Raw genomic sequence first — 21,063 nt, 5'->3', positions numbered from 1 at the left:
GATAGCGTCTCGCTCGCTGCTGTTCCAAATGTAATGCTGTCGAGGTTACGGCCGCGCCAATGGCGCGGCCGCAAATTCACGGGGGCGACTGAATAGCTGGCCGGAACCGCATCGCGGTTCCGGCCGTTGCGGCTTACTCGGCAGCGACGTTGAATTGCTCCCCCTCTGGAACCGATGGCGCACCGTCGCCCAACGCGGCATTCGCCGCCTCCGGCTCATCGGCTTCCGGCGCCAGTTCGGCAACGTCCGCCGTTCTGTCATCGGCCCCTTCCGCCTCTTCCTGCGGTTCACCGAACACTGCCGGTTCCTGGGTCCGCATGATGGCTGGAAGCCATCCCGTTCCAGAAAGAAGCTGCTCGGCGGCTTCCGCCATCGGCTGCTTCTTCAAGGCCGACAACCTCTCGACATCGTCTTCGCTGGCAGCTTCACGCACGGCGTCAAGGATTTGCGCCTTGGTAACCCGCCCGAGATAGGTGCGCACTGTCGGCCTCCAATGCGCGGTCATGTCGAGGTTGACCGCTGTGGCCAGCCTGTCGGCGGTCTGATGGGCACAAGGTTTGCGCTCCCAAGGCTGCTTCACGGCATTGACTGTTAGCGAGGCGCAATGGGCAAACAGCGCCATGACGCTTGCATGGTCGAGCAAGGCAATGAACCCCCATAGGTCACCCACATCGCGCGGCATGTCCGCAGCCCACTCGGCATGTCGATCCGCCAGGACCTTGCCCGCCGCCGTGTCCTCGATGCCGTCCGCGTGACCTGCGAGATAGACGCTGGTTGGGCGGATTTCGAGGCAGTGGGCTTCCGCGCCCTGATAGAACGTCTGCGCGGCAAGCGCATGTGTAACCGCGACAAGGGCGATGTCCGGCTGCTCGCCAAGCGCTAGGCGGAGCCCAAGCGTCCGGTGAGCGGTCAGGTCGCGGATCAGAAGGTCCGATAGCGGCTTGCCTTCATCCTCCGCTTCTTCGTCGCCACCATCATCCGGGTCCGATCCGCTGCCGGTCTCGATGATCTCGCCATCATCGTTGACGGCATAGCCGTCGCTCTCCAGCTGCGTTTCCGCTCCGGTTTGGGGTTGCTCGTCCTCGGCACGGATGAAACCGCGTTCGATGCGCGCCGTTCCGTCATGGGAAAGCACGATAAACACACCGCCACGCGAAACAATATCGGGATCGTAGGCGCGACGCAGAGCGTCGATGCGTTCGATCTCGGCTTCAAGCTTGCCGAAGTGCTGATCGACTTCGTCGGGCAGTTCCTCGGCGCTGTTCCATTCCTCCGTGAGCCGGTTGAATTCATCGGATGCCGTCGCATAGGCGGCTTTGTCTTCCTCCGACAACTCCACGGGTTGCGGATAGATGCGGCGCAAGCCGTTTGCGTGCGGAAAGTCGATATGGACGTCCGCCCATTTCCAGCCTTCCGCCTGCCTGACGGTTTCGCCGATGCCCTGCAGCTTCTCGATCACCATGCGGTCGAGCAGTGCGGCATCCTCGTAGAAACCGCCGCGATCCTCAGTGAACAGATCGCGCAGGATAGCGCCGCCCGCTTCCATGTAGGCTTCCGCGCCGACGAAGATCGCGCGGCGATCGCTAGCCGCAACATGCGTCCGCGTCAGTTCGCGGCGGATGATGTAGGGCTCGCGATTATAGGTGAGGTTTTCGAAAACCTGCTCCTGCCGGACGTGATCGTCGGTGATGGCGAAGGCCATCAGCTGATCGAGGGTCAAGTCGCCGTCGCGGTAGACCTTCATCAGCTTGGGGCTGACCGCGCCAAGCCGCAGGCGCTGTCGCACGACATGCGCGGTAATGCCGAACCGGGCGGCGATTTCCTCGGCACCCAAGCCGCGCTCGTGAAGCTCCCGGAACGCCTCGAACTGGTCGGCTGGGTGCATCGCCTCGCGGGTAATGTTCTCGTCCAGGCTGATTTCATGCGGATCGTTCTTGATATCGATGACGCAGCGGATCGGTTCGGTCTTCTTGATCTGCTTGCGCTTAACGCGCAAAAGCTGTGCCAGCCTGCGGCCCTCGCCGATGGTGACGAAATAGAAGCCGGTTTCCTCGCCCTCGCCGTCACGCTCAGGCTCGACAACAAGGTTTTGCAGGATGCCCTTGGCGGCGATACTTGCCGCATAGGCTTCGATGATCGCCTCGCTATGCGGCGTCTTGCGCGCATTGCGCGGCGACTTCTTCAGTTTGTTCAGTGGGATGAAAACGCTGGTGCCGCTCTCGCTGGCAGTCGTGGTTTCCGCACTCTTTGAATGGATCGTCATGGTTCAGGTCCTTTCCTTAAATGCCGAAGGCATGCCCCTCGGCATGCCTTCCGGGGGCGCGTGAGCGCGCGGCAGAGCGGGGGGCGAATGCCGGCGAGCGGAGCTGAGCTGCGCGTCGAGCGGGGCGGATCGGATCCGGTCAGGCGGTGAGAATCATTCACCGCCTTGCGAGCGGGCGGCCCCGCTCTGCGCAGGCGGCATTCGCGGGGGAGAGATGGCCAAGACCATCTCTCCCCTCGTGAGGCTGTTGCCCGTTGTTGTTAGGGGATCTCGGCCGTATGGGATCTCGTTGTGCGGACGATGCACAATGCCCCCGGCCTCTCTTCAAAGAAAAGGCAGCCGTAGGAGCGTCAGCATAGCGGCGCCGCAGGCGCGACGCGGGACCGACTGCGGCGACGAGACCGGTTAAGAGGGTAGCCGAAGGAGCGTCAGCATAGCGCCGCCGCAGGCGGGACGCGGGGCCGACTACCCCCGGCGAGGAGCGCCTTGCGAAAGGCGAGCGACTTTCTGCGTAATGCCGAATTCCGAAACTAGGGTTCCTGTCTGCCCTTTATGCGACATCGAATGAAGCACAGAGCATGAACAACAGGGATATGCAGCCGGCAGTCTGCACGACTGCCTTGTCTCGAATAGACCGGCAGCTGACTGTCCGTTTTCGGATGAGGCGTGTTAGATGGTAGATCTTGATATTGTTTTGCCGGAGCGCCGCCCATCGCAATCGAGCCCTTCGCCCCTTTACGGCAACGCTTCCTCAGCCGCTGCGCCGATCAGCTCGCCGAGTTAAAGGCCATCGCGCATCAGGCTACTCCCCTCGTTGGCAGCGATCCGCTGATCCGCATCGCCCACTCCCTCGCAGGCGCGGCTGGAACGTTCGGCTTCGGTGAAATCAGCGCCCGAGCGTCGGCGCTGGAGACGCTCCTGGTCGAGCAGGCGGATGGAGGAACAGTCCGCGCGGCGCTCGATGCGCTTATCGTGGAGATCGAGCGCACGCTGACGTGACGCTGCGGCTTACTTCTTAGCCCCGCCGAGGCCGGTCCTGGTCATCTCGCCCCAGCCCTGGTTGCCGCGCAGATATTGCCACCAGCCCTTCACCCGCCAGAAATTGTTGAGCTGGCGGTAGCCAAAATTCTCGATCACGGCGGCGACCGTCAGCACGGCGAGGTCCCTGGCGCGGGGAAAGCGCTGCAGCTCGGCTTCCTCGAGGATCAGCGAGCAGACGCTGACGCAGACCCCATAAGTGAAGATGAGCGCGGTGAAGGCGAGGAGATATTCCGCCGAAAGGATGCCGAGCAACCAAAAGGCCGGTATCAGGATGTAGCCCAGCACCTCGGCGACCGGCCCCAGTATGTCGACGATCAGGATGTGGCCGAAGCCGAGCAAGCCAACGCGGCCGTAGCGCGGATTGAAGAGCATCGAGCGGTAGCGGAAGAAGCATTCGAGCGCGCCGCGCTGCCAGCGTGAGCGCTGGCGGGCCAGCACGCTCAGCGATTCCGGCGCCTCGGTCCAGCACACCGGCTCGGGAATGAACTGGACGCGGTATTTGCGCTTTTTATCGCGCATATGGCGGTGCAGCTTGATGACGAGGTCGAGGTCCTCACCCATCGAACCCTTGGTGAAGCCGCCCACCGCCACCACTTCCGCGCGGCGGAACATGCCGAAGGCGCCGGACACAAGCATCAGCGTGTTGATGCTGCTCCAGGCCAGTCGCGCCATGAGGAAGGCGCGCAAATATTCGACAACCTGAAACAAGGGCAGCAGGCGGCGCGGCAAATGGATTTCGCGCACCCTGCCCGCCTCGATCCTCGAGCCATTGGCGATCCGGATCGTGCCGCCCACGGCAATGGTGCGCTCGGGGTCGTCGATGAAAGGCTGGGCGGCGCGCATCAGGGCATCCGGCTCGAGGATGGAATCGCCATCGATGACGCAGAAGAGCGGCGCGCGGCAGACATTGATGCCGGCATTCTGGGCATCGGCCTTGCCGCCATTCTCCTTGTCGACCACGAACAGCCGTTCGGTTATCGGCGAGGAATAGAGGCCGCGGATCGGCTGATGCGCGAGCGCCTCCTCAAAGGGCCGTTGGAACTTCACCAGCTTGAAGGCATCGATCAGGCGCTGCAAGGTCTCGTCTTTCGAGCCGTCATTGATAACGACCACCTCGAAATTGGGGTATTCGAGCGCGAGCATCGAATGGACGCTATCGACCACGTTCAACGCCTCGTTATAGGCCGGAACTAGCAGCGCGATCGGCGGCGCGACATCGCCATAGCGCTGCCACAGCAGCGCCGAGCGCGCCACCGGCGGGCGCTTGGACAGGGCATAGCCGGCGAGGACAAGCTGCAGGAGATAGATCGTGGTCTGCGCCAGCCCCGCCCCGATGATGAACCAGGACAGGATTGTGGCGGCAAGAACGACCTCGTGGCTCCAGTCGGCGATCATAGGACCGGCCCCTCGGCTAGGATGAGCGAGGCGGTGCGCTGGCTGCGCGAGACTTGCGCCGAAGCGATCTCGCGCAACAGCCGCTCGCCCGGCTGACCGAAGGAGCGCAGCGCGTTGGCAGCGGCGTAGCGCACGGTCCAGACCTCATCATCCATTAACCTGGAGAGCGGTGCCGCGAGCTCGGGCAGGCCGAGGCGCCCGGCGGATTCGGCCGCGGCGGCGCGCACGTCCCAGTCGTCGTTGGCCATGGCGCGCTTCAGGATGGCCGGCGCCTCGGCGTGACCCGTCAGGCCCAGCGCTCGCAATGCGGCGGCGGCAACTTCGGGCGCGGCATCGCCGGTCAGGCCGGCGAAGAAATCGGCGAAGCCGAAGCCGCCGGCGCGCGCCAGCGCGTCAATCGCGGCCGCCCGGATGAAGGGCGAGGCGTCGATGCGTGACGCATGGACCGCAAGCTCGTTGAAGCGCGAGCGCGGAAAGCGCCTGAACAGCTCGATCAGCCGCCGCGAGCGCTGCCCCGCCACGCCGATGAAGTCCAGCGCGGTGCCGAGCAGGGGCAGGCTACCCAGATCGCAGAGCGCGATTGCGGCCGCAATCCTGACTTCGCGCGAACGGTCCTGGGTAAGCGCGGAAAGCAGGTTTTCCGTCGCATCGTCCGAACCCATCGCCGCCAGCATCTCCGCGGCGTGGATGCGGTCGGCGACATTGCCTTTTCGCAGCTGCCTGTTGACGCGGGCCGGCAGGCCGCATTCGTTGAAGGCGACAAGCACGTCGTCCCTCTCCTCGCCGCGTAGCAGCGAAATGAACTCGAAGCCGGCATCGATCGCCACGCCGGCCGGCACGTCGAGCACGGTTGCCTTCAAGGCGTCGCGATCGCGGCTTTCGGTGAAGGCGATCAGCGCGGTCAGCACCTGGCGCCGCTGGTCGGCCGTCGCCCTGGCCCGGCGCTCCTGCAGCAGGCGGCGCGCGATCAAGAACAGCATGATCACCAGGGACAGGGCGCTGAGCAGTATCGAGAGGTCCCAGATATACCACATGGTCAGAACCGCGCCGTCAGGCCGAGGCCGAAAATGTTGCGGTCGAAGGTCGGGCGTTCTTCATGCGCAATGCTGGCGCGCAGCGTTAGCGGATCGCTGACCTCGAAGGAAATGCCTCCGAAGACGGTGCGCGTCGGCACCAGCGCCCCGTCGTCGATCTCGGGGGCGTCGGCATAGCCGGCGAAGAGGTTGAAGCGCTCCGTGGCGGCAAGGTCGGCGCGAAGCACATAGCCGTCGGCGACAGTCCCGGTATCGTCCTCGGCATGCACCCAGCGGGCGGAGAGGCCCAGGCGGCCGTCGAGGATATAGGCCTGCGCCCAAGGCTGGATGCTGGTGACGCTGGTGTCGGCGAAACTGTCGTAGCGGGCATCGATGTTGAGTGAGAGCGGGCCGAATGCCTTTGCGGGCGCCACGACCTGCCAGGACGCGCCTGCGCCGATCGAATAACGGGCGAGGAAGTCGGCGTCCGGCGTCACCGCGGCGAGCGCATAGGCGGAAAAGGTCGGCGTGAAGGCCTGGTCGATGCGGCCTTCGAGCTGGACGTCGGTGTGGCCGAAACGGGTCGCCAGCCGGGTGCGGCCGGAAATCGTCGTGCGCGGCGACAGCCGGTAGGCAAGTCTGGCCGAACTGTCGGTCCAGTCGCCCAGCCCGTTGGTGAGATCGCTCACCTCGCTGCCGAGGTCGAGTCGCCAGTTGCGCGGCGGCGGTATGGCCAACCTCTGCTCGACATCGGCAGAGCCCGGCTGAAGGGCGAGCGCCTGATGATAGGCCTGCCGCGCGGCCTCATCGTCGCCATCGGCGCGGCGCACATCGCCGATCCCCACCAGCGCCTCGGCATTCCGCGGCTCCAGCGCCAGCGCGCGCTGGAACGACCGCCCGGCCCGCGTGTAGTCGGCCTCCAGCAAGGCGATCCTGCCTTCGAGGTCGAGCGCCTCGACATTGTCCGGCGCGGTCGCCAGCACGCCGTCGATCAGCGCCTGGGCGCGCAGCGTGTCGCCTTGCCAGATCGCCAGGCGCACCTTGCCCAGCCTGGCATCGAGAAGGCCTGGCTTGATGGCCAGCGCCCGGTCGAAGAGAGGGTCGGCTTCGTCGAAGCGCTGGCTGGAGCCGACGACGAGGCCAAGCGCTACCAGGACATCGGTGTTTTTCGGCGACAGCTTCAGGGCGCGGCGATAGACCTTTTCCGCTTCGGGCAGCTTTCCTTCTGTCCGCAAGCGCCTGCCGTCTTCCATCAGGCCAGGAACGGGATCGGGCCGGCGATGCGGTTTCTTCACCGCTGCCAGTACTGCGGCAGCCGCTTTAGGTTTGCTGACGACTGTCTGCTTCGCCTTGCGGATGTTCTCGACAAGGACTGCGGCGTCGGTATTGACCGGATCGGCCTTTGCGACGGTTTCGGCCAGCGGCAGCGCGACATCCAGATTACCGGAGCGGTATTCGACCTCGGCCATGCCGAAGGTGGCATCCCTGTAGTTCGGAGCCAGCGAAAGCGCCTTGAAAAAAGCATCGCGCGCCGCCGGAAGGTCGTTGCGGCCGAGCTCGGCGAAGCCAAGCTGAACCAGCGCGTCGGCATCGTCTGGCTTGAGCGCCAGCGCGCGCTTCAAGAGGTCGGCGGCCTCATCGAAATGCTGCGCCTGCCTCGCCTTCACGGCCGAGGCGTAGAGCTCGTCGGCTGTCTGCGCGAGGGCCCCGCGCGGAGCGGCGGCGACAGCCAGGACCAGGCACGCGGCGAAGCTGAGGCGCCGGCCACGCCGCATCAGCGCTTCCCGCTCTTGCGCGCGATGAGACGCGCCAGCCGGGCCAAAAGCTCCTCGGGAATGAACGGCTTCACCAGATAGTCGTCGGCGCCCTTGTCCAAGGCCGAGACAATGTCCTTTTGGCCCTTACGGGCAGTCAGCATGACGACCGGCGTATCGGACAAAGCCGGGTCACCCTTGATGCGCGCCAGCACTTCAAGGCCGTCGGCCTTCGGCATCATCGCGTCGAGCACGACGACGTCGGGGGCGTCCCGATGCGCCTTCTCCAGCGCCTCCGCCCCGTCGACCGCTTTGATGACCTCGTATCCCTTCGCCCTTAGCCTGAATTCCATCAGCTCGAGCAACAACGGGTCGTCATCGCAGATCAGAACTCTTGCCTTCGCTCCATCCACCAGTCCTGCTCCGGTTCCGTCGCCCCCCGGAGTGATCACCCATGGACCTGCATCCGCCAAATGCGGTCCATGCAGACGAGACCGCGCAAATCATAGATAGAGCCGATTCGCGGCAGTCTCACTTCGATGCAATCAGTAGATGAATATCGGCGCATGGTATAGGAGGCGTAAACACCAGGCAGGAGCTGCCGACAGGCTTTTCGGCGCTCGCGGCGCTCTCCCTGCTAGGCCACCGGACCGCCGGCGCGCGAGGCAAGCAGCTTCTTCACGTCACCGGCAAGCGCCATGGGGTCGAAGGGCTTCGCGATGACGCCCACCGCGCCCATGGCGAGATAGCGTTCGACCTCATGCGTCTGGGTGCGCGCGGTAATGAACACCACGGGTATCGACGCCGTCGGCGGCGATGCGGCCAGGCGCTTAAGCGTCTCCGGCCCGTCCATGTCCGGCATCATCACGTCGAGCAGAATGAGGTCGGGCCGCCATGCTGCCGCATCGACCAGCGCCGCGGCGCCCGAAGCGCAGGACCGCACCTCGAACTCGGGCTCGAGCTCCAGCGACATCTGAGCGATTTCGCGGATGTCGTCCTCATCGTCCACATAAAGGATTCTTGCCGGCATGAGGGTCACTCCTTGGCTTGCGCGCTGGCTCCCGCGCCGTGGCGGGTCAACATGTTCCTGACCAGCCTTGCGACGTCGATCTCCGACGCCTTGGTCTTGGTCATGATCGCCTGGACCCGATCGCCCAGCTTGTCGTCCAGTTCCGCCGCCGAGAACACGATGACCCCTGTTTCGAGCGGCAGATTGGCAAGCAGGTCCAGCCCCGATCCGTCTGGCAGCGCGATGTCGAGGATGACCAGATCGAAGCGATGGTTCGCGATCGCCTGCTGTGCGTCCTTCAGCGTTTTCGCAGAGGTGATCGAAACACCCGAACCCAGCCCTTCCGACATCACCGCAAGCACGCCCTCGTCGTCCTCGACATGCAGAATCCGCGGCTTCGGCTCGACCCTGCGGCCAACAATCTTGGCGAGAGCGGCGTGAAGGCGCTTCGAATCAACCGGCTTTTCCAGCCAGTCGACGATGCCGACCGCGGTGCCGTTCAGCGAACGCCTGGCCTCGTCGGCGACGGCAGAGATGACGATGACCGAAATGTCGGAATTGACCTTCGAGGCCCTGATATCATGGAAGAGCTTGATGCCGGATTCCCCCGCCAGCTTGATGTCGAGCGTCAGCGCCACATAATCGCGTGAACTGAGCAGAGCCTTGGCGGTGTCGATGTCGGGGGCGACGTCGCTGGAGAAGCCTTCCGCATCGAGAAGAGCAGCGATCACGGCGGCGACATCGGGCTCGTCCTCGCAGATCAGGACGCGCAGACGGCCGTCGCGCTTCTTCGACCGGCGCTCGACGAAGACCGGTTTCGCCTCCTGCCTCTGCGCTTCGGCAAGGTCGACGTGAAACGACGTTCCCTTGCCTTCCTCGGTTTCGAAGGAAACGGCGCCGCCCAACTTTTCCACGATGGTCTTGACGATGCTCAAGCCGAGACCCGTGCCTCCCTTCCTGCGGGTGCTGGACGCGTCGGCCTGCTCGAACTTGCCGAATATGCGGCTGCGGAATGCTTCGGGAATGCCGGCGCCCTGATCGATCACGGAGATGCGCAGCATGCCGCCGTCACGGCGCTGCAGCTTCACGGTCACGGCGCCGCCGTGCTCGGAGAACTTGATCGCATTGGACAGGAGGTTCGCCATCACCTGGTGCAGGCGGTCCGGGTCGATATTGGCCTCGGCGCGCGGCGCATCGTCGACCAGGACGATGCGTATCCTGCTCTCGGCCATGTAGTTCGAACTGGCGGCTATGGCCTGCTCCAGGACCGGTCGCACAGGCATCTGCTTGATCTTGAAGCTGATGACGCCCGATTCGATCTTCTCGATGTCGAGGATATCGTTGATGAGAAGAACCAGCCTCTCGCTGTTGTTGTGGGCGATGTTGACGAGATTGGCCGCCTTGGGCGGTAATTCGCCCGCGACGCCCGCCGCGATCAGCCCGAGCGAGCCGCGGATCGACGTCAGCGGCGTGCGCAGCTCGTGGCTGACGGTCGAGATGAAGTCGTTTTTGAGCTGCGCGTTTTTCTTCTGCTCGGTGATGTCGCGATTGTAGGTGATGACGCCGACGATCTTGCCGGTCTCGTCGCGGAAGGGAGCCTTCAAGGTGTAGAGCCAGCCCTGGCCACCATCCAGGAAAAGCGCGGGCTGGTCGATGCGCAATGTCTGCCCCGTTTCCAGGGGACCCATTTCATCCTGCCTGAAACGCTCGGCGACATCCTTTGGATAAAAATCGAAGTCCGTCTTGCCGATAAGGTCCTCGGCCGATGCGGCGCGCATCATTTCCGCGGTGGCGGGATTTGCAACGACGAAGCGGCCGGCGGCATCCTTCACGTTGAGGCAATCCGGCAGCTCGCGAACCATGGCGCGGTAGATCATGTTGGACATGGCGAGATCGCGGCGCCGCTGCTGCCGGTCGAGCAGCACGCCGATGATGAAGGTGCCGAGAAACCGGAACACCAGGGACGGAAGCGTGCTCTGCTGAACGAAGCCGGTCAGGACCTGCTGGGGGATGACCACAAGCGTGATCAGCCCGGCAAGCGCCACCGTCACGCCGAGGCCGAGTATATCGAGCATGGTACGCGAGCGGACCGCGACGACATGGTGCCAAGCCAGCCCGACGACAGCCGTGATCAGAATGCTCATAATGCCTACACTCGCGCCCTGCCCGCCAAGATAGGCGCGGTAGGCGATGGAGCCGGCGGTCGCGACGAACATTGCCGCCCATCCGCCGAAGAAGGCAGCAGCGCCAATGAATGCGGCCCGCAGATCGACGACGAAGCCTGAGACGGACAAAGCCGTCGCCATGGAGATGATCGAGCCGGCGCACATGACCACGCCGAGAAGCAGCGACTGTCCCAGCCGTGGGAGACGTCCGGTAAAATCCGCCACAAGGTCCCAGGCGACGACCAGGATGGAGACGAGAGCCAGGTTGGCGAGGAGTGAGTGCCAGATTTCGGTCATGACGTTCCTGCTCCTTTGCTCCGAAAATATCGGCAAAACCTATCCGAGGTCTAAAGCAGCCTGCAGGCTCGGGTCCTTGGCACCCGAGCGGGCGGTCCATGCAGCCGGTCGGCAGGGCATCTGGTTGCCGCGGGCGCCTCGATCATCAAGGCGAAGCCTGCTCTTCTCTGGCCGATAACGTGAGGGGTTACCAATCGACTTAAGGATGATGGCAGCCGTCGAAAGTCTCTCATATAGGACCGGCTGGCCACAGATGCCGGGCTATGGGGTTTGTGGGTCGAGGCGCTGCTGCGAAGGAAGGCAGCCAGAACGTTCGACGCACCCTGCCAAGCCCTCGATGACATCTGCCATCTGTTCGAGCCAGCCGAATGCAGGAACTTGCTCAAGGCTGCCCGATTATGAGGCCGATTAATGGTGACACGCTTTAGGTGACGATTGAAAAGATGACGCTCCGACAAGCCGGTTAGTTCATCAAAAGCACCAGCGCGGGATGCAGCTTCTTGAGATTTGGCAATGATTTCGATTGCCAAGGTATGTCGGGCGTTCCGCGTACGACGAGACGAACCTCGGGATGCTTGCGCACCTCGATGGTAAATTTCGCCAGCAGATTGATGCCGGAAGAGTTAAGAAAATGAAGGTCCTTCAAATTGAGCGTAATAATTGAAGGGTTTGAGACAAGGACACTGTTCGCCAAAGCCATGACGGGCGCACCCGCCTCTGAACTGGCAAGCCGCATTGCACCGTCGAAAAAAATATCGCTTCCTTCAATCCACACCCGGTAGTCGTCCGTCTTGATTTCCATTGCTTGGCTTCGTTTCATCTAGTTGTGCGTTTGCGATATCGGAATGGAGGCATACGTCTCCAGGCAAATCCGATCGCTTTCATCGGCGGGGCTGAATATCCAGGCCAGGCGTGCGCCATAGTCGCTCATCAACGTCAGCAATCCCAGTCCGGAGCGCGCCACGTCAGGATTCGCTGCATTCGCTTCAATTCGCTGTATCAGCAGGTCTTTGGGGTCGCCAACTGTGATGTCCGCCAGGAGACTTTGGAACTCAGACGCGTTCTCACCGTCGACGTCGTTCGAAACCTTGAGCTTGAAGCACTCCGAATCCATCGACGCCTCGATCACGATCTCACCCGGTGCCCGAAACTTGACCGCATTTTCGATGAGCTCGTTGACTAGATATCCGATGCTATGTCGCACTTCCATGTAGTCATTGCGGGACGACTGAAAGCGCAACGCGAACAGATCGGCAATGAAGTCCGAGGTCGTGGCACAATGGCGCCAACTCAAGTCGAGAGGTCCGTCGAACAGCCGCAGGCGACTGACACTCTCCTTCATCCCGATTGCAATGTCAGGGGTACCGAACAGCGCTGTCATCTTATGTATGCCTTATGATCACGAGGGTGATGTCGTCGTGGATCTTCTGGATACCGATATGGGCCATCAGATCATCGATGATCCCGGTCTTGATGTCCTCGGCGCTGCTCCCGTGACGTCTTTGCACGCTCTGGCAGAGGCGCTCGAACCCGAATAGTCTCTTGTCTTCATCTTCCGCCTCGGTCACGCCGTCGGTGTGCAGCACGATCACGTCACCGCTCCCGAACGCGATGTCACGCGTGTCAATGAACTGCGAGATGTCATTCTCCAGACCAACCGGAAGACCCAGATCAAGCGTATCTATGCGTTCCACTTCCCCGCCAGCGCGCATGACCAGAACATCCTCGTGCTGGCCGGATAGCGTTACCCGTTCATCCTCAAAGTCAAGAAAGGCCAGCGAGAGATGCTTGCCGGTGTTCGTGCGCTCGATGTTCTTGTAGATTGCTCTGTTCAGCCGATCGAGAAACTGGTGCGGATTCCCTTCGTTGGTCTCCTGCAGCGCGCGTGCAACCGATTGGACCATCAGCATCAGCACGCCGCTCTCGAGACCGTGACCTGTTACGTCGCCGATACCGATCTTGATCCGTGATCCGTTCTGCAGAACGTCGTAGTAGTCGCCACCGACCTCGTCAGCCGGCCGCATATAGGCGGCGATCTCAAGCCCCGGAATCGCTTCGAGTTCGAACGGTTTCGGCAGAACCATCATCTGGATGTGCCTGGCGACCGCGAGTTCGGCGCCGAGCCGGATGTTCTCGTCCCGCAGCTTTTCGTTGAGCGCAGAAATCTCCTGATTTGCGTCGCCGAGCTCCCTGGTTCGTTCGTCGACGAGTTGCTCGAGGTTTTCTGTGTGAAAGCTGATCTGCTCGGCCATTCGGTTGAAGGCGACGCCTACCGCTCCAACCTCGTCACGCGTTGGAATACTCACGCGGACGGAATAGTCTTTGGACTGGAGCCTCTGGGCGGCGCTGGCAAGCGCCCTTAGGCCGGCGGTGATCCGCTTCGAGATCCCGAGCACTGCCGCAAAAACAATCAGAAGCGAAACGACGATGGCGCCGATCTGAAAGAGCAGGATGCGATTGGTTGCGCGGGAGATACTCTTCTGCGCGGCGAACAGAGAAGCATAGATCTCGCGTTCGGGAACGACGATACCGACCGACATCGCTTCGGACTTGATCGGTCCCGAGCTCCACAGGTTGGTCGGCTTCAATCTCTTGAGCACGACTATGTAGGGTACGCGTTCGCCCTTGTTGTCGAGCATGATATGCTGAATGACACCGTCATTGTTCTGGTCGAGTGGCAGCGACGCGATTGCCGGCTGCGTACTTCCCCGCAGCGACCTCTCGAGGCCGGTGACGCCCTGCGTGCCCGCATCATTGGATGAAGTCAGGCCGATGATCGCCTGGCCCGATGGATTGATTGCCACCACATTGCCGGTCGACATGGTGAGGAAGCCGAACCCGGTTTCCGCGATCTTCACGCGCTCGACGACTTCCGCGAGCTGATCGAGAGTGATGTCCGCACCCGCTACGCCGGCGATGCCGGTGTGATCGCGCGTCCACAGCGGGTGGAAAAAGCTGACGATCAGCTTTCCCGTGATCGCATCGGTGTAAGGCGCTGTTTGAGTGATGTCGTCGGCGACCGGACGTAAGGCCGGATCCCTGGCCCATTGCTGCCATGACCCATAGATCCCCGGAAAGAAGAACTCCCAGAACTCCGCCTTGTTGTGGCCCGGATAGAGTCGGTCGAAGGTCTGCGCCTGGTCCGTGTAGGGGACCGTCCTGAAGATCGGCCGTTCCTTTGGGCCAATATAGTACATCTGCAGTTTCGGCGATCCGCTGGCCATGAGGGTCGGCGCGACGAGATCGATCACGGTACTGTCTTCTATTTCCCGCTGAACGCCGGGGAGCGGAGTGTGGTCGGCGCCCAGCAGGTAGCCCCAGACGCTTATCACCGAAGGCGCGCTCGGCAGGTTCTGCGCCCAATCGCCCTGCGCGTCATAGACGACCTTCACCGAGCCGGGTGCTTGGTGCGAAAGGGTCGCTCCGACCTGTTGCTGCCTGCTCGGATCGTTGATCTGTGCCTGCAGAACGCCGGCCAGCGCCTTCACGTCGCCATGAACTCGATCGAGCAGGAGGTCGACACTTAACGCTGTCGAGTCGACATACGAGCGAATGTATTCCTGGTTTGCGGTGGTCAGGCCCTCACCGACTTCCGATGTGGCGTCGCGCGACAGCTTTTGAACGTTCCAAAGCGCCAGACCACCGCTCAGCAAGAGGTCGAACAGTACCGCGCCGCCGACGACCAAAACGAATTTTGCTCGAAAGGAGCGCAGGCCGAAGCGCGGTGTAGGCTGATCGTCGGCTTTCATTGTGGCCGTCGCCCCGATGCGACCCAGATCGGCCAACCCGCGTAACCCTTGGGGTGCAGCGCAGCGAAAATGTGATCCTGAAACCCCTGTCGGAACCGTGCAACGAACTCGGGCCCATCGCCGCGTCTGCTGGCCATATCGCCCGCGTAAACATCAGCCCAGGCCATAATGACATCGGCGAAGTCCTGCGGATCTCCGTCCATGTTGGTGACCATGAAGGTCTCGACACGTATGTCTTCGAATCCGGCTTCAATCAGGTACCGCCGACTCTTGGGCCCAAGCTCGACATCCATCTCGAAATGCGCGAACAGCTTCGCCACCTCATTGTATGTCCAACGAATGCTTTCTGCGCGCGGCTCGCCGAGGCAATGGGAATTCTTCTCGTTGGTGATGTAGACCCGCCCGCCTGGTTGGCAGATGCGGTAGAGTTCCTTGAGGATGAGTTCCGGTCGATTGAAGATTTGAAGCGAATGTCGGCAGGTGACCAAGTCGAACTGCGCTTCGTCGAGAAGCATTTCCGACGCATCGCCATAAGTATATTCGATGCCCCGGATATCGAACTCCCGCATCACCCGCCGGGCGTAGTTCAGGCTTGATATGGAGTGGTCGAGGGCGACGATCCGCGATGGCTGGAATTCTTTCTGCACGAGCACGGCGAAATCGCCGATCCCGCAACAGATGTCGGCCATGACGATCCCCGGCCTCATGCCGTGTCGCGGCAAGATTGCTCGCTCGTGGCGCCAGGTCAACTTTGTCTGTGTGCGCAGGATTGGAACGAACCCGCCTTCCTCGAGGAAACCCTGCCCTGGATAGAATTCGCTGTCATACTCCTCGACCGTGATGTTCGGTTCGATCCCGCTCAAGCGACCGAATTTTCGTGAGGTCCATCCGACGACGCTTGACGTGATGACGACAAATTTGAGATCGGGTAGAGCGCGACAGGCGTCAATAATGATCCTTGAAAAAGCATGGAATGCAGCGTTGTTCATCTGCGTCAGTCGTCTGACATTAATATAGAGAACGCCGCGTACACGGCCGATCGCATCGCGTAGCAATGCCAGGCTTGGCCCAAGCTCATCGATCGCCTGCGGCCGGATCACCCCGGATATGGAGAACTCCTGGTTGTTCGCGTCGTATTGCACCTTGAAGCGCGGGAGAAGGTCGTAAGGGCTCAATGCTGCAGGCCCTCAAGTGGAAGATCGACGACGAGCTTGATCGCATCGCTTTCGGCCTCCTCGACGCTGAGTGTCGCGTTGTAGTCGACAGCCAGTTCCAGGAGTACGACCTCCCTGCTGGGCGCCAGATCTCCAGACACCGAATTGAGATATCGCTCCCCGGCCTCAAAGCCGGCGGCATGCGACACGGCCTCCTGGTAGAACTGGCGTTCCTCCGGCACGCAAGGGATTGTCAGCTCGATTCTGTCCGTCGCGCCGTGGCGAGACACCCTGCATGCCAGTTCGCCGTCGGTGTGGCGCGTACGAAAAGCGACCTCCAGCAATTCGTTGAAGGCAGAGGAAAACAGATTCGAATGCCGGACTGAGTCCGATCTGTTTTGACTGATCATCCGCGCCATATATGTCGAGACATAGTCGCAGTGTTTCCAAGCGGAGACAAAAGTTTTGATCTCCATGTCGATCTGGATCATCGGCTTAAAAGTCGGCTCGCCAGCCGGTTCGTTACGAACAGATCCCATCAGCATCCTCCTGACCTCCGAGATGGAAATTTGACCGCCTCGTGATGAGTTTCCGCATTGCGCGGTGTCCAGTTCGATCGTTTTTTCCCCCTCCACAAACAGTGCAGGGCTAGAGCACCCGATTTGATTCCTCCATCGCTCGCCCCTCCTTCGACGGCGACCGCCTGATGAAATCGCCGGTTGCGTCGGCTCCGAGCGGCCGTCCCAGGAAATTACCTTGCAGGCAATCGCAATTCTCCTCGACTAGCCACCGTGCCTGTGCCGACGTCTCGACCCCTTCGGCGGTGACGCTTATACCCAGGCCGTGTGCCAGATTGATGATCGATTGCACGATCGTTTGGCTCTTGAGGTCGGTTTCCAAGTCCGTGATGAAGTATTGATCTATCTTCAAGGTGTCGAATGGAAAATTCTTAAGGTAGCTCAACGATGAGTAGTACGTCCCAAAATCGTCAAGAGAGATTCTTATTCCCAAGACGTTCAAAGTATTTAATGTATCGATATTATCAATTGTCTTCTCAAGGAGAACCGTTTCGGTTATCTCAAGTTCAAGTCTCTCGGCTCGAATTCCAACTGCGTCAATGATCTGAGCGACAGTATCTGTCAACGAACCGCTCAGAAACTGAGCCGGAGACAGGTTGACTGCGACTGTCAGCGAGGAAGGCCACGTCAATGCCTGACGACAGGCTTGCTCGAGCACCCATCGTCCAATCTCGTCCATCAGACCGTCGGCTTCGGCGATCGGAATGAACACACCGGGCGGGATGATGCCAATCTCGGGGTGTCGCCAACGCAGCAGTGCTTCAAATCCGATCACCGATGAGGGAGGCCGGATGAGCGGCTGATACTCAATATAGAGCTCGCCCCGCTCCAACGCGGTTCGAAGGCTGCGCCTGAGATTCTCGCGTTGTTCGAGCAAGAGCAGCATCGGGCGATTGAACGTTCGGGCGCACCCGCGTCCGTCCGTCTTGGCTGCATAAAGAGCGATGTCGGCGGCTTTCATCAACTGCTCGCCGTCGGTCCCGTGCTCCGGCCCGAAAGCAATTCCGATGCTTGAACCGACGAAGACGGGAATGCCGTTGATGACGAACGGGTCCTTGAAGGCGTTGACCAGGGATCCGGCGAGGCGCTCGGCTTCCATGGGCTGCTCCTTGCCCAACTGGATGACAGCGAACTCGTCGCCGGCATACCGGTATGCAGATTCGCCATCCTGCAGCGCGTCGCGGATTCGACCTGCCGCGAGTTGCAGGAGCGTGTCGCCCGCTCCATGGCCGAGCGTGTCGTTGACCGACTTGAAATCGTCAAGGTCGATTTGGAGCAAGGCGGCTTTCGGCTTGGGGCCGCCGATTGCCGCCAGCGCTTCCTGTAGTCGCTCTCCGAATCGCCGTCGGTTCTGCAGTCCCGTCAGCACGTCATGAGTCGCCTGATGGAGCAGAATTACGTGCTCCTGCTCCTCCGCCGTGCTGCGCCCTCCCCGTCCCTGTGATTCGATGACTCCGACACCATCTGCGGTGCCGAAGACGAAAACGGACCTAGGCGCTTCGCCCGATGATCGCGGCAATTCGATGCTTGCCGCAGAGCCGCCCTGAAATACCCGAAGAAATTCGTCGCGGCACCTGGTATCCAGGAAGCTTGGGTAGATCTCCCAAATGGCGGCGCCTGGCACCACCGCGCCTCCGTACAGGCCTTTGAGCCTGGCTGCGTAGTGCGTTAGCCGAAAGTCGCGATCATAGAGCGACAAAAGTTCAGTCGTATTCGCCAACAGATCAGCGAGAAGCGCTTCGCCGGCACGTGAAACATCGATCGGGGAAGACTTCTCATTCTCTATGCCGACGCCTGATGCCTCCGGGCGCAAAAGCCACCTCCATAGGCGGTGTAAAAATCAGCGTCCCCGTCCCCAGATTAGAAATAGCATAAGTAACAAGCTTGGCAACTTTCAACTCGGCGGTTTAACAAACGCCGCGTGCGCCACATCGCAAATTCATGGTCCATTGCTATTGGCGGCACGTTATCCACATACCGAACACCTAAGTTCATTAACAAAACGTAAATTAGCGAATGATAAAGTAGCGACGCACGTGATTCGAACTATTGGACCCCCGGGGGAGCAGCGTTCGCTGTGCGGGGCTGTCCTGGCAATTCAAGGACGGCTTTCAAGAATATTCGGTCTTCAGCCATGTTTTCGACAGTCCGCTCCTGTAGGGGCTGTCGGAATGCTTCGAGATAAGGCCACTAGGCCCCATCTTCTCGATGAGGCCAAAGTTCGCCAGCGCACCGCGCTCAAAATGCTCGCTGTATTGGATCTTGCCGAGGCGAGGTTCGATCAGTTGCCGCAGGGCGTGCTTGCGCTGCAACAAAGGTAAGGGGGTAAGATTGCGACCGTCGAGATGAAGGATATCGAACGCGACGAACACCAATCCGCTCGGCTCATTCCAGACCACGGCTTCCAGCGCTGCGGGATCGGGCGTGCCGCTCTCACCTGACACAATCACCTCACCGTCGAGAATGGCAGCCCGGCATGGCATGTCGACCGCCAGCGCGATGGGCCAGTATTTTGTCGTCCAGTCACGGCCATTCTTGCTGTAGAGCCGCACGCCGCACTTATCGATGATGATCTGCGTCCGGTAGCCATCGAGCTTGGCCTCGTGGACCCACCCGTCATCTTCTGGCGGCTGCTCGACAAGAGTTGGCATCTGCGGCGGAATGAACTCCAGCCGTTCGCCGTCCACCTTGTCACGCTTACCCAACAACGCCACCATCTTTGACGGATAGCTGCGGCGCGAGCGGCACAGGCGATCGGCATCCCCCAATTTGGACACCTGCCACCTGTGCCGAGCCCCCACTAAGCCATTCTGCGACGGATTGAACACCGACCGGCCGCCCCCCGGCCATCGGCACGCTTACTCAACTACGCCACCACGTTTGACGGATGTCCCCAGCTTGGACACCTGGCGCCTGTGCCGAGCCCCCACATTGAGCCCCCACGAAGCCATCTAGCGGCGCAATGAACACCAGCCAGCCGCCCCCCGCCTTGGCACGCTAATTCGATTATGCCACCACCTTTGACGGATAGCGGCGGCGCGGTCGGCACAGGCGGTGCGATATTCCCCCAACTTGGAAACCTGCCGCCTGTGCCGAGCCCCCCGCTAAAGTCATCGCGAACATCTACGAGTAACGTCGCGTTGTCGTTAGCTGCGCATCCATATTCTTATCCGGGCGTACATATCTCGATATCGGCGCGGCATCTCTCGCCCAGGGCTATTGCCATTTGGTTGCCGACAGCCCACGCAGTCTCTTGCCCTGAGGGGGATTGCCGCTCGGCATCCAGCAGAACCCCACGAGGCACTCTGATGGAATGTCGCCGATCTCAAGCGGCGCCGCGCTTGTGCTCAGCTTCCAAGCGCCTTGAGCCATCCTTCAAAGGAGGAGGCCTTCCCATGCTCGCCAAGCGAAACAGAGTGGGCGGGGCGCGGCAACACTGTCGTCCTGCGCCCTTCGCGAGGGCTATAACCGAACTCCTTGCTGAAGGCTCGGCTGAAATTTGCTGCTGAACTGAAGCCGAAGGCTTCCGCAATTTGAACGATGCGCCGGCTGTCCGCCGGATCGCTGAGCGCAACATGGGCTGCCAAAAGTCGGCGACTTTGAATGTAATGGAGCACTCCACCGCTCGGTTCGAACAACTGATAGAGACGAGATCGCGAAACCCCGAGCGCCCGACACATTGTATCCGGCGTCAAACGAGCCGCGTCCAGGTTGTTTTGGACGTATCGACGCGCCCGTTCCATTAGCGCGACACTCGCCAGTTGTTCGGCCGCAGCCGCGTTTTCTGCCAGAGGCGCGAGGCACGCAATGATCATGCTGCGGGTGGCGTTTACGATGCGGGGCAGGTCGTCCGCAGTGAGACTGCGCAGTCTTGTTACGATGCTGTCAATGTAGTCGATCAAAAGGTTAGCAAAGTTGCCGGAAAGAATTGAATTGTTGTTCGGATCGAGGGTTGCCGCCGCATCGGCAAACAAATCACGCGGCAAATAGAGAATGAGACTTTCCGAATCCGTTGTCCTGCCGCGAAACGGGTAGCCCAGCGACCTGATCTCAAGTTTACCCGGTTGTCCCTCCACGACGCGGCGATCGACCTCCGTCCATGACCGGCCAGTATGTGGCAAGACGACATACCAGTGATCGATCGAGCTGGAACGAAGTTTAGCGGCGGAACGGATATAACTGTGCGCCGGCGTCCGCTGTTCAACGATCAGCATTCCACCAAGATTCCAGGCCGTGTGGGCGGCCGGGAAGCCATCGTGCAGCGATTTGTTATCCGGCAACCTGAGCTCGACAAGCGGTGCCACATGCGCCTGCCAAGCGGGAAATTGGTCCTTCGGTGCCAAGTCCAGCGTTGAAAAGGACAATGGCACCAGTGCCGGCGCGGTTGGCGGAGCCGCGCTGTCAGGTTGAACGTCGCGGGGCCAACGGCGTCGCTCGCGCTCCGGCGACTGCCTAGTATGCGCCTCGTCCTGCTTGTTAGCGTCCATCGCGCGTGGTGCCATATCCGATTCCGGTATGCCCATGCCCCCCGCAATCATGTGGTGTATTCCAGGTACCTGGCAAGCCTGTCGGCCGGATCGTCGATCACGCTGAGTTACAACAAGAAATGCATCCCGAGATAAGTTTCTGGATGCGAGGCTAACGA

At 61.3% G+C, this 21,063-nt stretch carries 16 protein-coding genes; 1 reads left to right on the top strand and 15 read right to left on the bottom strand.

Annotated features, from left to right (window positions below; all coding sequences use genetic code 11):
* Positions 1–133: 133 nt before the first annotated feature.
* Positions 134–2,263, bottom strand: a complete 2,130-nt coding sequence (locus tag EJ068_RS19985; protein WP_129554790.1) for a ParB/RepB/Spo0J family partition protein — start codon at positions 2,261–2,263, stop codon at positions 134–136.
* Positions 2,264–2,974: 711 nt separating this feature from the next.
* Here EJ068_RS19985 and EJ068_RS19980 point away from each other — a divergent pair.
* Entirely contained in the window at positions 2,975–3,262 is a 288-nt protein-coding gene (locus tag EJ068_RS19980) for an Hpt domain-containing protein (RefSeq protein ID WP_129555023.1), read from the top strand.
* Between the two features lie 9 nt (positions 3,263–3,271).
* Here EJ068_RS19980 and EJ068_RS19975 read toward each other — a convergent pair whose 3' ends face one another.
* The 14 genes from EJ068_RS19975 to EJ068_RS19910 all read right to left on the bottom strand — a co-directional run bounded on the left by EJ068_RS19975 (position 3,272) and on the right by EJ068_RS19910 (position 20,920).
* Entirely contained in the window at positions 3,272–4,699 is a 1,428-nt protein-coding gene (locus EJ068_RS19975) for a glycosyltransferase (protein ID WP_189512528.1), read from the bottom strand.
* Entirely contained in the window at positions 4,696–5,733 is a 1,038-nt protein-coding gene (locus tag EJ068_RS19970; RefSeq protein ID WP_129554789.1) for a HEAT repeat domain-containing protein, read from the bottom strand. Before EJ068_RS19970 ends, EJ068_RS19975 begins: the two co-directional genes overlap by 4 nt.
* A gap of 2 nt (positions 5,734–5,735) precedes the next feature.
* Complete coding sequence (locus EJ068_RS19965) at positions 5,736–7,487, bottom strand: YaiO family outer membrane beta-barrel protein (protein WP_129554788.1); 1,752 nt, start codon at positions 7,485–7,487, stop codon at positions 5,736–5,738.
* Positions 7,487–7,879: a response regulator gene (locus EJ068_RS19960; RefSeq protein WP_129554787.1), complete on the bottom strand. Its 393-nt coding sequence runs from the start codon at positions 7,877–7,879 to the stop codon at positions 7,487–7,489. The genes EJ068_RS19965 and EJ068_RS19960 overlap by 1 nt, the downstream gene beginning before the upstream one ends.
* A gap of 224 nt (positions 7,880–8,103) precedes the next feature.
* Positions 8,104–8,496: a response regulator gene (locus EJ068_RS19955; protein WP_129554786.1), complete on the bottom strand. Its 393-nt coding sequence runs from the start codon at positions 8,494–8,496 to the stop codon at positions 8,104–8,106.
* Between the two features lie 5 nt (positions 8,497–8,501).
* Positions 8,502–10,937 carry an ATP-binding protein gene (locus EJ068_RS19950; protein ID WP_129554785.1) on the bottom strand — a complete coding sequence of 812 codons (2,436 nt, stop codon included), beginning with the start codon at positions 10,935–10,937 and terminating at the stop codon, positions 8,502–8,504.
* A gap of 463 nt (positions 10,938–11,400) precedes the next feature.
* Entirely contained in the window at positions 11,401–11,739 is a 339-nt protein-coding gene (locus EJ068_RS19945) for a hypothetical protein (protein ID WP_129554784.1), read from the bottom strand.
* An 18-nt stretch (positions 11,740–11,757) separates the two neighbouring features.
* Positions 11,758–12,318, bottom strand: a complete 561-nt coding sequence (locus tag EJ068_RS19940) for an ATP-binding protein (protein ID WP_189512525.1) — start codon at positions 12,316–12,318, stop codon at positions 11,758–11,760.
* 1 nt (position 12,319) lies between these two features.
* Complete coding sequence (locus EJ068_RS19935) at positions 12,320–14,686, bottom strand: SpoIIE family protein phosphatase (protein ID WP_129554783.1); 2,367 nt, start codon at positions 14,684–14,686, stop codon at positions 12,320–12,322.
* Positions 14,683–15,861, bottom strand: a complete 1,179-nt coding sequence (locus tag EJ068_RS19930; protein WP_129554782.1) for a class I SAM-dependent methyltransferase — start codon at positions 15,859–15,861, stop codon at positions 14,683–14,685. The genes EJ068_RS19935 and EJ068_RS19930 overlap by 4 nt, the downstream gene beginning before the upstream one ends.
* Positions 15,858–16,379, bottom strand: coding sequence for a ubiquinone biosynthesis methyltransferase UbiE (locus EJ068_RS19925; RefSeq protein ID WP_129555020.1), 522 nt, complete (start codon positions 16,377–16,379; stop codon positions 15,858–15,860). The genes EJ068_RS19930 and EJ068_RS19925 overlap by 4 nt, the downstream gene beginning before the upstream one ends.
* Before the next feature lie 109 nt (positions 16,380–16,488).
* The gene (locus EJ068_RS19920) at positions 16,489–18,180 is read right to left on the bottom strand and encodes an EAL domain-containing protein (protein WP_129555019.1); all 1,692 of its coding nucleotides are present in this window, start codon (positions 18,178–18,180) and stop codon (positions 16,489–16,491) included.
* A 349-nt stretch (positions 18,181–18,529) separates the two neighbouring features.
* Positions 18,530–19,186 (bottom strand): RNA ligase family protein, encoded by a 657-nt coding sequence (locus EJ068_RS19915; RefSeq protein WP_245463161.1) that lies wholly within the window; start codon positions 19,184–19,186, stop codon positions 18,530–18,532.
* A gap of 579 nt (positions 19,187–19,765) precedes the next feature.
* The gene (locus tag EJ068_RS19910) at positions 19,766–20,920 is read right to left on the bottom strand and encodes an AraC family transcriptional regulator (RefSeq protein WP_245463160.1); all 1,155 of its coding nucleotides are present in this window, start codon (positions 20,918–20,920) and stop codon (positions 19,766–19,768) included.
* Between the last annotated feature and the right edge of the window lie 143 nt (positions 20,921–21,063).

It is taken from the genome of Mesorhizobium sp. M2A.F.Ca.ET.043.02.1.1 (assembly GCF_003952405.1).
Taxonomy (GTDB): Bacteria; Pseudomonadota; Alphaproteobacteria; order Rhizobiales; family Rhizobiaceae; genus Mesorhizobium.
This window is presented reverse-complemented; position numbering and strand designations above follow the sequence as displayed.